12 protein-coding genes are annotated in these 13071 nt (G+C 72.4%); 7 read left to right on the forward strand and 5 right to left on the reverse strand.

The window, feature by feature from the left end:
- The first annotated feature begins 1 nt into the window (after position 1).
- Entirely contained in the window at positions 2 to 682 is a 681-nt protein-coding gene (locus tag ABZ477_RS15120; RefSeq protein WP_360134732.1) for a polysaccharide deacetylase family protein, read from the forward strand.
- Positions 683 to 798: 116 nt separating this feature from the next.
- Here ABZ477_RS15120 and ABZ477_RS15125 read toward each other — a convergent pair whose 3' ends face one another.
- Both ABZ477_RS15125 and ABZ477_RS15130 read right to left on the reverse strand, forming a co-directional pair.
- Positions 799 to 1347: a dihydrofolate reductase family protein gene (locus ABZ477_RS15125; protein WP_360134735.1), complete on the reverse strand. Its 549-nt coding sequence runs from the start codon at positions 1345 to 1347 to the stop codon at positions 799 to 801.
- 21 nt (positions 1348 to 1368) lie between these two features.
- A complete protein-coding gene (locus tag ABZ477_RS15130; RefSeq protein ID WP_360134738.1) occupies positions 1369 to 2055 on the reverse strand; it encodes a hypothetical protein in 687 nt (228 codons plus the stop codon).
- Positions 2056 to 2123: 68 nt separating this feature from the next.
- On the opposite strand from ABZ477_RS15130, the gene ABZ477_RS15135 reads away from it, so the two are divergent.
- From ABZ477_RS15135 to ABZ477_RS15155, 5 genes are read left to right on the forward strand one after another with little or no spacing between them, the layout of a single operon-like run.
- Positions 2124 to 2948, forward strand: coding sequence for a fumarylacetoacetate hydrolase family protein (locus tag ABZ477_RS15135; protein WP_360134741.1), 825 nt, complete (start codon positions 2124 to 2126; stop codon positions 2946 to 2948).
- Between the two features lie 17 nt (positions 2949 to 2965).
- Entirely contained in the window at positions 2966 to 4330 is a 1365-nt protein-coding gene (locus ABZ477_RS15140) for a hypothetical protein (RefSeq protein WP_360134744.1), read from the forward strand.
- Entirely contained in the window at positions 4327 to 6156 is a 1830-nt protein-coding gene (locus ABZ477_RS15145) for an IlvD/Edd family dehydratase (RefSeq protein ID WP_360134747.1), read from the forward strand. The genes ABZ477_RS15140 and ABZ477_RS15145 overlap by 4 nt, the downstream gene beginning before the upstream one ends.
- A 1-nt stretch (position 6157) precedes the next feature.
- Positions 6158 to 6631, forward strand: coding sequence for a hypothetical protein (locus tag ABZ477_RS15150; protein WP_360134749.1), 474 nt, complete (start codon positions 6158 to 6160; stop codon positions 6629 to 6631).
- Positions 6613 to 7515: a PfkB family carbohydrate kinase gene (locus ABZ477_RS15155; protein ID WP_360134752.1), complete on the forward strand. Its 903-nt coding sequence runs from the start codon at positions 6613 to 6615 to the stop codon at positions 7513 to 7515. Before ABZ477_RS15150 ends, ABZ477_RS15155 begins: the two co-directional genes overlap by 19 nt.
- Positions 7516 to 7639: 124 nt before the next feature.
- Here ABZ477_RS15155 and ABZ477_RS15160 read toward each other — a convergent pair whose 3' ends face one another.
- The 3 genes from ABZ477_RS15160 to ABZ477_RS15170 form a co-directional block, all read right to left on the reverse strand.
- On the reverse strand, positions 7640 to 8998 hold the full coding sequence (locus tag ABZ477_RS15160) for an aminotransferase class V-fold PLP-dependent enzyme (RefSeq protein ID WP_360134990.1): 1359 nt from the start codon (positions 8996 to 8998) through the stop codon (positions 7640 to 7642).
- Between the two features lie 206 nt (positions 8999 to 9204).
- Positions 9205 to 10455, reverse strand: a complete 1251-nt coding sequence (locus tag ABZ477_RS15165; RefSeq protein WP_360134755.1) for an FAD-binding protein — start codon at positions 10453 to 10455, stop codon at positions 9205 to 9207.
- 47 nt (positions 10456 to 10502) lie between these two features.
- Positions 10503 to 11240, reverse strand: a complete 738-nt coding sequence (locus tag ABZ477_RS15170) for an FCD domain-containing protein (protein WP_360134758.1) — start codon at positions 11238 to 11240, stop codon at positions 10503 to 10505.
- Between the two features lie 93 nt (positions 11241 to 11333).
- Between ABZ477_RS15170 and ABZ477_RS15175 the strand changes: the two genes are divergently transcribed.
- Entirely contained in the window at positions 11334 to 13070 is a 1737-nt protein-coding gene (locus tag ABZ477_RS15175) for a dihydroxyacetone kinase family protein (protein ID WP_360134761.1), read from the forward strand.
- Position 13071 lies beyond the last annotated feature (1 nt).

Raw genomic sequence — 13071 nt, forward strand, 5'->3', positions numbered from 1 at the left:
CATGACCCAGCCGTCGTTCACGACGCAGCGCGAGCAGCTCGCCCGCGGCCACTTCATCCGCGTCGTCAACTACCACTCGACGCCCCACGGCGCGCGAGACGAGCTCGCCCGCGAGCTCGCGGGATTCGCGCGGGACTACGCACCGGTGACGCTCGAGGACCTCGACCGCCTCTTCGAGACGGGCACGTGGCACAAGGACAAGCCCGGCCTCATCCCCGTCTTCTACGAGGGCTACCGCAACTCGGCGACCGTCGCCGCTCCCCTGTGCGACGAGTTCGGGCTCACGGGCTGGTTCCCGATCGCGACGTCGTTCGTCGACTGCGACCCCGAGTACCAGGAGGCCTTCGCGCGGGCCCACTGGATCTCGCTCGTCGAGGAGGACACGAAGGGCGGCCGCATCGCGATGGACTGGAACGAGGTGCACGACCTCTCGCGGCGGCACGTCGTCTACCCGCACACGGCCCACCACGAGGGGTTCGACACGGTCTTGTCGGATGCCGACATCGAGCGCGAGGTCGTGGAGTCGAAGCGGCAGCTCGAGGCCGTCACGGGACAGCCTGCGCCCGCCTTCGTGTGGCTGCACGGCTCGTCCTACGGGCAGAGCCCGCGGCACGACGCGGCCGTCAAGGCGGCCGGCTACCGCTACCAGTTCGCCAACACGATGATCCACCGGGTCAACTGAGGGGCGGCGCAGCGGCTCGCCCGTTGGTCGGAGCTTCGCCCGATCGTCGGAGGATCGCACGTCGATCCTCCGACATCAGGGTGATCCTCCTTCGGCGGGATGCTGGGCGCGACCGATCAGGCCGGTGCGTAGCGCAGCAGCACGACGCCCTGCGGGAGCTGCTCGGAGCCGACGAGCGCCAGGTCGGGCCGGAAGCCGGCGGCGAAGTAGGGCCTGCCCGTGCCGAGCACGACGGGCTGCACGTACAGGAGGTATTCGTCGATGAGCCCCGCGGCGCCGACCGCCGCGGCCAGCTGCGCGCCGCTCACATCGATGTCGCCCTCCGTCTCGGCCTTGATCCGACGCACCGCCTCGACGGCGTCGTCCCGGATCAGCGTGACACCTGGCGGAACCTCCGTGAGCGTCGTCGACACGACGACCTTCGGGGTTTCCTGCCACAGCGCGGCGAACTCCTCGCCGACGGCGTCGCGATCGGGATCGGGTTCGCCCCAGTACTGCATCACCTCCCACATGCGCCGTCCGTAGATGCTCAGCGCCGTGCGCCGCATCACGTCGTTGAAGTGCCGGTGAAGCTCGGCCTCGGGCACGGGCAGCGTGATGTCACCGCCCTCCTCGGCGATGAAGCCGTCGAGCGACAGGAGCATTCCGTAGGAGAGGCGACCCATCGCCCCATCCTCGCGGCGACATCAGGCGAAGGGAACCCCGAGATGACGGATGCTGCCATCCGCGCCGCGCCACGTCAGCTCGGTCATGCCGCCGCTGCGGGTCGAGACCGTGCTGCGTGCCGTGCCGGGTTCGACCGTCTCGGCCGGGACGCCGGCCGCCGTGACGGCGTCGGCGGCGTCGATCCCGAGCGACGGGCCGCCCTCGGCCGGCAGCCACACGCGCGAGGGATAGCCGCGCGGCGGCGAGACCAGGCCGCGCATCGCACCCTCGACGTCGCGGATCGCGACCCGGACGGTGCCGCGGTCGTGATCGGCGGCGAACGCGGCGACGCCGGTCGCGGCATCCGTCACGCGGCGCTGGAACCCGGGTCCCGGCGACCAGTACCAGCTCTCCAGGATGCCGCCCGCGGCGAGCGCGAGCACCTCCAGGTGATCGGGGCCGAGGGTCGACTGCAGGATCTGCGCCTCGACGTACCGCCTGCCCGCCGCGAACCGCAGGCCCGCGCTCCACGAACCCGGGGGGACGTCCGGTGTCTCGAGCGGGTCCGTGTCGAGGTCGGCGTTGAACCAGAAGACCCAGAGTCCGTCGGCGGCGTCGCACGCGACGAGCTCGAGGTTCCCGCGAGCGCCGTACGCGCCCTGGGTGAGGCTCGGCACACCCGAGGTGTGGATGTGATCGGCACCGACGACGGCAGGTTCTGAATGCATGTGCTTATTCTTGCTCATTTCTGCACACTTGTGACAAGATGCTGAGAGCGCTGATCCGAAGGAGAGTCATGAGAATCGCCCGCACCGTCGTGGACGGCACCCCCCGCATCGTGGTCAAGGACGCGGCATCCACCCGGATCGCCCCCGTCGACCACCCCGACGACGCGCTGGCGGCCATCGACTCCGTGCGCTCCGGTGCGTCCGCGGGATGGGATGTCGCGGACGAGGCATCCCTCTCCCTCGTCTCGCCCGTCCGCACCGCCGGGAAGATCGTCGCCGTCGGGCTCAACTACGCCGACCACACGAGCGAGACCGGGTTCACGCAGCCCGAGCGCCCGCTCACCTTCGCGAAGTACTCGACGTCGATCACGGGGCCGCAGGGCGACATCGTCATCCCCGGCGGGATCACGCAGCAGGTCGACTACGAGGCCGAGCTGACCCTCGTCATCGGCCGCCGCTGCGGCGGCGCGACGCCCGCGACGATCGACGACGTCGCCGGCTACACGGTCGGCAACGACGTGTCGGCCCGCGATGTGCAGTTCGGCGACACGCAGTGGACCCGCGGCAAGTCGTTCGACACCTTCACGCCGCTCGGCCCGTGGCTCGTGACGGCCGACGAGCTCGGCGATCCCGCCGGCCGCCGGATCTACACGGCCGTGAACGGCGAGACGCTGCAGGACGACACGACGTCGTCGCTCATCTTCGACATCCCGAGCCTCCTCGCCTTCATCTCGGACGGCGTGACGCTCGAGCCCGGCGACCTCATCATGACGGGCACGCCCGCAGGCGCGGGCGCGTTCCGCTCCCCCGCGCGCTACCTTCAGGACGGCGACGAGGTCGTGTGCGGCGTCGAGGGCATCGGCGAGCTGCGCAACCGCGTGGTCGTGCGCTGAGCGGAAAGGACCCACTCATGACCGACAACCGCGTCCTCGTCCTCATCGGCGCCGGCTCCGCCGTCTTCACGCGAGGCCTCCTCGCCGACCTCATCGGAGCCACCGACCTCGGCGCGTGGGACATCCGCCTCGTCGACGTCGATGCCGAGAACCTGAACATCGCCGCCGATCTCGCCGAGGCCATGGTCGCCGCGCGCGGGGTGGGCGACAGCATCCGGGTCACCCGCTCGACGGACCGGCGCGCCGTGCTCCCCGGAGCCGACTTCGTCGTCACGTGCGTCGGCGTCGGCGGACGCCCCGCCTGGCAGCTCGACCACGAGATCGTGCAGCGCCACGGCATCCACCAGCCCGTCGGCGACTCGATCATGCCCGGCGGCATCTCCCGCCTGCTGCGCACGACACCGGTGCTCGTCGAGATCGCGCAGGACATCGCCGAGCTCGCGCCCGACGCGTTCTTCTTCAACTACTCCAACCCCATGACCGCCAACGTGCAGGCGATCCACCAGCAGACGGGTCTCGACGTCGTGGGGCTCTGCCACGGCATGCACCACATCCAGCGCGAGCTCGCACAGCTCATCGACGCGCCGTTCGAGCGCACGTCGACGCTCTACGCCGGGATCAACCACCTGACGTTCATCTACGACTTCCGCCTGGACGGGAAGGATGCCTGGCCCCTCGTCCGCGACCGCGTGCGGCGCGAGCTCGCCGAGGCGCCGGACCCGGCCGACATCGGCAACATCTTCTACGACACCCCGACGGCGTGGCACAACCCGTTCGCGTGGGAGCTGTTCGAGCGGTACGGCGCCTTCGCGGCGGCCGGTGACCGGCACGTCGTGGAGTTCTTCCCGGAGCGCTTCGCGAACGGCGACTACTACGGCAAGAAGCTCGGGATCGACGCCTTCTCGCTCCCCGAGATCCTGGAATGGGGCGAGAACCGCTACCAGGGGATGCGACGCCAGGCGACGGGCGAGGAGCCCCTCGACCAGTCGATCTTCGAGCGCTCCGGCGGCGAGCAGGAGCAGCTCATCGCGATCATCCGGTCGATCACGTTCGATTCGCGCGAGATGTTCTCGTGCAACGTCGTCAACAACGGCCTCGTGCCGGGCCTGCCCGACTGGTCGGCCGTCGAGATCCCCGGCGTCGCGACGGGCCGCGGCATCCGTCCCGTCTCGGTCCCCGACCTCGGCAAGCCGCTCACCGCGATCCTCGCCCGGCGCCTCAGCTCGGTCGACATCGCGGTCGAGGCCGCGTTGAAGGGCGATCGCGACCTCGTCGTCGAGGCGATGATCGCCGACGGTGCGGTCTTCAACGCCGACAAGGCGGCCGCCCTCACCGACGACCTCATCGCCGCCCAGGCGCAGCACCTGCCGAGGTTCGCATGAGCGCGCGGAACCTCGGCAAGGAGGAGCGCGAGGCGGCCGCTCGGGCCGCCGCCGACTCGGGCGCGGCGCCGGTGGATTCGGCGACCGGCGTCCCGACGAGCGACTGGGGCGAGGGACTGCGCAGCCAGGTCTGGTTCGCAGACCCCGGCAAGACGGGGTTCATGCACCGATCGTGGCTGCGCAGCGAAGGGCTGCCGGACGACACGTTCGAGGGCCGGCCCGTCATCGGCATCGCGAACTCGTGGTCCGAGCTCACGAGCTGCAACATCCACCTGCGCGCCCTTGCGGAGCACGTCAAGCGCGGCATCTGGCAGGCGGGCGGTGTGCCCTTCGAGTTCCCGACGACGTCGGCCGGCGAGCCGCTCGTGCGCCCGACGGCGATGCTCCTGCGCAACCTCATCGCGATGGACCTCGAGGAGACGCTGCGGATGAATCCGCTCGACGGCGTCATCCTCCTCGCGGGCTGCGACAAGACGACGCCCGCGTACATGATGGGCGCGGCATCCGTCGATCTGCCGACGCTGCTCATCACGGGCGGCCCCATGCTCAACGGCAAGTACCGCGGCACCGACATCGGCTCGGGGACTTCGGTGTGGCGCTTCACCGAGGCGTATCGCGCGGGCCGGATCTCGGCGGGCGACGTCCGCGAGGCCGAGGCCTGCATGGCCCGCAGCCAGGGGCACTGCATGACGATGGGCACCGCGTCGACGATGGCGTGCGTGTCGGAGTACATGGGCCTCCAGCTGCCGGGCACCGCGGCGCTCGGCGCGACCGACTCACGACGCGCGACGGCAGCGCACCTCGCCGGACGCCGCATCGTCGAGATGGTCCGGGAGGACCTGCGCCCGTCCAAGTTCCTGACGCGCGAGGCCTTCGAGAACGGCGTCCGCGCCAACGCGGCGCTCGGGGGTTCGACGAACGCCGTCATCCACTTGCTCGCGCTCGCCCGCCGCGTGGGGGTCGAGCTGACCCTCGACGACTTCGACACGCTCGTGCGCGACATCCCGGTCCTCGCGGATCTCATGCCGTCCGGCCGGTTCCTCATGGAGGAGTTCCAGGATGCCGGCGGCACGGCGGGTCTCGCCGAGACGCTCGGCGACCTGCTGCACCGCGACACGCTCACCGTGACCGGGCGCACGCTCGGCGAGAACTACGAGGGCGCTCCGGTGTGGGACCGCGAGGTCATCCGGCCGCTCGACAACCCGGTCAAGCCCGTCGGCTCGGGGATCGCGGTGCTCCGCGGCAACCTCGCGCCGCGCGGGGCGGTCATCAAGCAGTCGGCGGCCGCGCCCGAGCTCATGTCGCACCGCGGCCGGGCGCTTGTGTGGGACTCGTTGCAGGACTACCTCGCCGACGCCGACGACGACTCGCTCGACGTGAAGCCCGACGACATCCTCGTCGTCCGCAACGTCGGCCCGAAGGGCTACCCCGGCATGCCGGAGGTGGGCAACCTGCCGCTCCCGCGCAAGATCCTCGAGCAGGGCATCACCGACATGGTGCGCATCTCCGACGCCCGCATGAGCGGCACGTCGTACGGCACGGTCGTGCTGCACGTCGTTCCCGAGGCCGCCGCCGGCGGACCTCTCGCGCTCGTCCGCACGGGCGACACGATCGTGCTCGACGTGCCGGGCCGCAGCCTCTCGATGGAGGTCGCCGACGACGAGCTCGAACGACGCCGTTCGCACTGGTCGCCGCGGGCGGTTCCCGGCTCGGACCGCGGCTGGACGTGGCTGTACACGCGGCACGTGACGCAGGCCGACGAGGGCGCCGACCTCGACTTCCTCCAGGGCCGCAGCGGCGCCGCCGTGGGACCCCAGGCGTTCTGACGTGACGCGCACGGTGCTCGTGATCGGCGGGACGGGGATCCTCGCCCCCGCCGTCGGTTCCCTGCTCGCAGCAGCGGACGACGTCGTCGTGGTGGGACGGATGCCGCGCCCGACCCGGGCGCCGCGCGCGACATGGGTCGACGCGCGCGATGCGGCCGCCCTGTCGTCCGCCCTCGCCGGCGCGACGTGGGACGACGCCGTCGTCTACGGACCGGCCGTGTCGGACGAGTCGCTGCGCTCGCTGCGGAGCCTGACGCCGGGCCGGCTCGTGCTCGTGCGCACGAGCGCGGCCGCCGACCCCGCGCTCGGCATCCTCGTCGTGCCGCGCGACACGCTCCAGCTCGGCTGGCGCGAGGACGGCGCCGAGCCGCGCTGGCACTCGCCCGAGGAGGTGTCTCGCGCCGCCCTCGCCGTGCTCGCCGACGGCGCGGCGCGCACCCTCGGCACCGTGCGGCCGTGGAGCGACCGGCCGTGATCGTCGCGCTCGCCCTCTCGCCGAGCCTCGACGTGACGTACGAGGTCGACCGCCTCGAGCTCGGCGGCATCACGCGGCCCCGGACCGTCACGCGGGTCGCGGGCGGCAAGGCACTCAACCTTGCGCGCGCCGCCCGGCAGCTCGGTGCGCACGTGTCCGCCGTCGCCGCGCTGGGCGGTCCGACCGGCGCCTGGATCGCGGACCTGCTCGAGTCCGACGGCGTGCCGACGACCGTGGTCGGGCTCGCGAGCACGACCCGCTCGTGCTTCGCGATCGCGGAGGAGCACGGGGCGGGGTCGAGCACCGACGTGTACGAGCCCGCGACGCCGCTCTCCGAGGATGAGTGGGAGGCGTTCGCTCGCGGCGCGGCAGAGGTGGCCCGCCGTGCGGAGCCCGGAGCCTGGGTCGCGCTGTCGGGATCGCTGCCGTCCGGCGCTGGGCCGGACGACGTGGCGGGGCTGCTCGCAAAGCTGCGGAGCATGGGTTGCCGCATCGCGGTCGACGGCTCGGGTGCGGGCCTGCGCGCGACGGCGCCGCACGCCGACCTGCTGAAGATCAACCGTGCGGAGGCCGCGGATGTGCTCGGCGAGGAGTTCGCGGATGCCGCGAGCGCCGCCCGCGCGCTGCACGAGCGTTGGGGCGTGGATGCTGTCGTGACCGACGGCGTCCGGGGCGGCTTCGCGCTGCTGCGCGCCGCCGAGTTCACCGTCGCGCCGCCGGCGAGCCCCGGGCGCTTCTCGGCGGGCAGCGGGGACGCGTTCCTGGGAGGCCTGCTGACCGGGCTGGACCGCGGCGACTCCCCCGCCGACGCGCTCGACCTCGCGCGCTCCGCCGCGGAGCGCAACGCCGCCTGCCCCGGTCAGGGCGTCCTCGCGCCCCTCTGACCGCCGTCCCTCGCACGACGGCATGCCGCCCTGGTGAGTTCGTCTCCGTCGAATGTCGACTTCCGAGGCGGCTACCCGCGTTCCACGGAGACGAACTCGGGGAGGAGAGATCGAAGCGGTGGAGTCAGGCGAGGGTGTCGAGGATCGAGGTCAGCAGCTCGAACGTCGTGAGCGGGCTGATGATCGCGAACCGCAGGACGGGCTCGCCGGCGTGCGAGCTCGGCACGACGAAGGCGTGCTGCTCGTCCAGAAGCTTCTCCGACCACGCCTGGTAATCGGCGAGCGTCCACCCGTCGCGGCGGAACACGACGACCGACAGCTGCGGGTCGCGCACGAGCGAGAGCCCCTCGCGCGCGCGGATCTCGTCGGCGATGCGGTGCGCGAGGTCGATCCCGTACGTGATCGCGGTGCGGTACTCCTCCGTGCCGTACGTCGCGAGCGAGTACCACAGCGGCAGGCCGCGCGCGCGCCGCGTGAGCTGCACGCCGAGGTCGGAGGGGTTCCAGTCCGCCTTCTCGGTGATCGTGTCGAGGTACTCGGCCTTCTGCGTGTGGGCGCGCAGCGCGACGGGCGGGTCGCGGTAGATGAGCGCGCACGCGTCGAACGGCGCGAAGAGCCACTTGTGCGGGTCGACGATGACGGAGTCGGCGTGCTCGACGCCCGCGAAGAGCGGCCGGGTCCGCTCCACGAGCATCGCGGCCAGGCCGTAGGCACCGTCGATGTGCAGCCACACCCCGCGCTGGGTCGTGACGGCCGCGATCGAGGCGATGTCGTCGACGATCCCGAAGTTGGTCGTGCCGCCCGTCGCCACGACGGCGAACACGGCGTCGCCGTGCGCGTCGAGCGCCGCGGCCACGGACTCGCCGTGCAGGCGGCCCTCGGCATCCGGAGCCGCCTTCGCGACGTCGACGTCCATGACCTCCGCCGCCGACGCGATCGAGGAGTGCGCCTCGGCGCTGCACACGACGACCCAGCGCGCCGGGTCGGGGCGCCGCGCCTCGCGGTTGCGACGGCGCGCCGCGTCGCGCGCCGCGACGAGCGCCGAGAGGTTGCCGATCGTCCCGCCCTGGACGAAGACGCCGCCCGAGCCGGCCGGCATCCCGAACTCGCTCGCGAGCCAGTGCAGGACCTCGTTCTCGGCGAAGATCGCGCCGGAGCCCTCCATCCACGAGCCTCCGTAGATGGCGGATGCCGACACGATGAGGTCGAACGCGATCGAGGCCTTCGTCGGGGCCGAGGGGATGAAGGACAGGTACCCCGGGTGGTCGGTCGAGACGCAGGCCGGTGCGAGCACGTTCTCGAACAGGGCCGCCGCTCGCCGGGCGCCGATGCCCTCGGGCGTGATCGATCCCGACGCGAGGCGCGCGAGGTCCCGCGGAGTGAGCGGCTTGTCGAGCGGGACATCCGCGTAGAGCGCGCGCCGCCGCGCGTAGTCGAGCACGACGTCGACGGTCGCGCGCGTCTCATCGGAGAGCGCGTGCATGCGCTGGGGCGAGGTTTCGGTCACTGGAGCCTCCCGAGGTCGACTCCCATTCTGGGCCCCGATCCCGGTCGTTGAGCGAGCGAAGCGAGACGAAACGCCAGCTCGCCGGGTCGCGGCGGTTGTCGAGTAGGGCGCTCTGCGCCCGTATCGAGACACGTCTCGGGCGCGCTTCGCGCGGCCTCGCTCAACGACCGGGTGGGCCCGGGTCAGCGGGGCGAGCGCAGCCCCACGCGCTCGAGGTGCGCGTTCGAGAACCGGCCCTCGGGGTCGAGGCGGTCGAACACGGCGCGGGCGTCGCCGAGCCGCGGGTGCACGCGCTCGAGCGCCTCGCGGTCGAACCCGTGCACCTTGCCCCAGTGCGGGCGCGCCGCGAAGGGCCGCAGCGCGTCCTCGATGCGCGGGATCAGCGCCGCGACGTCGTCGGGGTGGTCGTACCACGTGAAGTGGATGATCACGATGTCCTGCTGGTACGCGCCGCTCAGCCACAGCTCGTCGCGCGCGGCGGTGCGGATCTCGCTCCACACGAGATGCGGACGGATGCTGTCCCCCAGCGCCCGCACCGCGTCCAGCGCCGCGACGCCGTGCTCGCGGCGCACGAAGTACTCCGTCTGGATCTCGTCGCCGAACGAGGGCTCGCGGTCGAGCCGGAAGTGCGGGAGGCGCAGCATCCAGGGCCCCGGCACTCCGCCGACCTCTGTGACGTTGTCGCCGATGCCGAGCGGCGAGTCCCGTCCCTCCACGCGCCGCCCGTCCAGGAGCGTGTCGGCCACGGGGTCGTCGTCGTGCTCGAGCCGCGTCTTGACCCACACGAAGCCGGCCGTGTCGGAGTCCCAGCGCGTGAAGAGCGACACGCTGTAGCCCGCACCGGTGAGCGTCGCGAGATCGGCGAGCGCGGCATCCCACGTCACTCCGCTGTAGATGTCCTGCCGCGCGCGGAAGGCCGGCTGGATGTCGAGGGTCAGCTCGACGAGGATGCCGAAGGCGCCCGCGCCCACCGCGAGCGCCGCGAAGTCGGGGTCGCCGCGCTGCACGTCGTGCACCTCGCCGTCGGCGCCGACGTACCGGATGCCGCGCACCGCGGTCGTGAGGACGCCGTTGCCGTCGCCCGAGCCGTGGGTCGCGGTCGCCGTCGCCCCGCCGACCGAGATGTGCGGCAGCGACCCCATGTTGTGCAGCGCCCAGCCGCGCTCGTCGAGGGCTGCTGCGACGAGGCCGTACCGGGTCCCGGCGAGGACGGTGGCCGTCCGGGCCTCCTCGTCGATCGTGAGGTCGCCGGCGAGACCCGACACGTCGATGAGCGTGCCGTCGGTGTCGGGCAGGTCGGTGAACGAATGGCGTGTGCCGAGGGCGTGCACGCGCCCGCCCTCGCGGATGATGCGCTGCACCTCCTCGACCGTCGAGGCCGCGACGATCCGCGGGGCCGTGTATTCGTAGGTTCCCGCCCAGTTGCGCGGCATCCGCTCTCCTTCTGTCCGAGTCGCCCGTGCCGGTGCCCGGCGGACGGTCAGCGTGCTGCTTCGGCGGCGACGCGCGCGGAGGCCGTCGCCATGTGCACGGCCATCGCGGAGGCCGCGGCATCCTGATCCGCGCGCTCGATCGCACGGTAGACGGCGTCGTGCTCGTCGATCGCGGTGCGGGCGGCACCCTCGTCGTGCACGGCGCGGTCGGCGTAGACCTGCAGCAGCGAGCGCACGACGTGCAGCATGTCGACGAGCATGGCATTGTCGGCAGCCTGCGCGAGCGCGTCGTGGAAGTCGAGGTCGGCCTTCGCGAAGGCCTTGAGCGCGCCCATGCTCTCGCGCATGCGGTCCAGGCTCGCGCTCAGGGATTCCAGATCGGATGCCTCGGCCCGCGCGGCCGCGAGACGCGCGACGTAGATCTCGAGGCCCGAGCGCAGCTCGAGCAGCTCGGCCGTGTTGCGCTCGCCGATGAGCAGGCCCCAGCGCAGCGTCTGCGGGAGGAGCTCGCTCGCGTTGCCGCGGAGATACGTGCCCGAGCCGGGACGGACGTGGACGATGCCGAGGATCTCGAGCGCCGCGAGCGCCTCGCGCACGGCGGAGCGCCCCACCTCGAGCGTCGCGGCGAGCTGCCGCTCCGGGGGCAGCCGCGTGCCGGGCGCGATCGAGCCGCTCGTGAAGAGGTCCAGGAGACGGCGCGCGACCTCCGAGACGGGCGTGCCCGACGGCAGCGCGCCGAGGGCGGCGGTGATCTCGGCGGATCGATCGCCGGGGTACGCGGGCATGGTGACAACCTACAGGCGATTATCGACGGCCGGTATTGCAATTGGTCAACCGGTTTGTCATACTTGCGGAAGTCTTGAGGAGGCAGAGAAGCCATGACGCGCCTGTGGAACGAGCCGGCGGACTTCGCCGATGAGATGATCGACGGCTTCGTCGCGGCCAACGGCCGGTATGTGCGGCGGGTGCCGGGTGGTGTGGCGCGGTCGACGGTGTCGCCGGCGGGTCAGGTCGCGGTCGTGATCGGCGGCGGCTCGGGCCACTACCCCGCGTTCGGCGGCCTGGTCGGGCCGGGGCTGGCGCACGGCGCGGCGATGGGCAACCTGTTCGCGTCGCCGTCGACGCAGCAGGTGTACGCCGTCGCGAAGGCCGCTGACAACGGCGGCGGGGTGTTCTTCAGCTACGGCAACTACGCCGGCGACGTTCTCAACTTCGACGCCGCGCAAGAGCGGCTGCGCGGCGACGGGATCGCGTGCGAGACCGTCACGGTGACCGACGACATCTTCAGCGCTCCGCCTTCCGAGAGGCAGAAGCGGCGCGGGATCGCGGGCGACCTCACGGTGTTCCGCGCCGCCGCGGCGGCCGCCGAGGCCGGGTGTGACCTCGCCGAGGTGACCCGGGTCGCGCGGCATGCGAACGAGCGCACGCGCTCGTTCGGGGTCGCGTTCACCGGCTGCACGCTGCCCGGTGCGGAGCAGCCGCTGTTCACGGTCCCGGAGGGGCGGATGGCGATCGGCCTGGGGATCCACGGCGAGCCGGGCATCGACGAGACCGGCATCCCGACCGCGGATGGCCTGGCCGAGCTGCTCGTGGAGAAGCTCCTCGAGGAGCTCCCGGACGGTGTCACGCCGGGCGCGGCGCGGGTCGTGCCGGTGCTCAACGGGCTCGGGTCGCTGAAGTACGAGGAGCTGTTCGTCGTCTACCGCCGCGTCGCCGAGCTCCTCGAGGCTGCGGGGATCGCGATCGTCGACCCGCATGTGGGCGAGTACTGCACGAGCTTCGACATGGCCGGCGTCTCGCTGACCCTGTTCTGGCTCGACGAGGAACTCGCCACCCTGTGGGAGACCCCCGTCGACACCCCCGCCTACCGCCGCGGCTCGGTCGCACCCAGGCAGACCCGGGATGCCGCAGCCGAAGCCGCCGTCGCGGAAGAGGCGATCCCGCCCACCGACGAGGACTCGCGCGCGGCCGCGGCGACCGTCGTGTCGGTGGTCCAGGCGATCGTCGCGACGATCGACGAGCACGTCGACGAGTTGGGCCGGATCGACGCCATCGCCGGCGACGGGGACCACGGCATCGGCATGCAGCGCGGCTCGCACGCCGCCCTGGTCGCGGCGCAGCGCGCGTATGACGCCGGGGCGGGTGCCGGGACGGTGCTCGCGCACGCCGCCGACGCCTGGTCCGACAAGGCCGGCGGGACTTCCGGCGCGCTGTGGGGCGTCATCCTGTCGTCCGTCGCCGGCGCGATCGGCGACACCGGCCGCCCCACCGGCCACGCCCTCGCGACCGGGGTCGCCGCCGGGCGGGCCGGCGTCATGGCCTACGGCAAGGCCGAGGTCGGCGACAAGACGCTCGTCGACGTGCTCGTGCCGTTCAGCACCGAGCTCGGCCGGCAGCTCGACGCCGGCTCACGCCTGGCCGACGCGTGGCGCGCCTCCGCCGAGGCCGCGGCCCGCGCCGCCACAGCGACCGCCGACCTCCTCCCCCGCATCGGCCGTGCCCGCACGCACGGCCAGAACAGCGTGGGCACCCCCGACCCGGGGGCCGTCTCCCTCGCACTCATCGTGACCGCCGTCGCCGACGTCCTGGCGTCGACGGCTGCCGAAAGGAACTGAC

It is taken from the genome of Microbacterium sp. NPDC019599 (assembly GCF_040632175.1).
Lineage (GTDB): Bacteria > Actinomycetota > Actinomycetes > Actinomycetales > Microbacteriaceae > Microbacterium.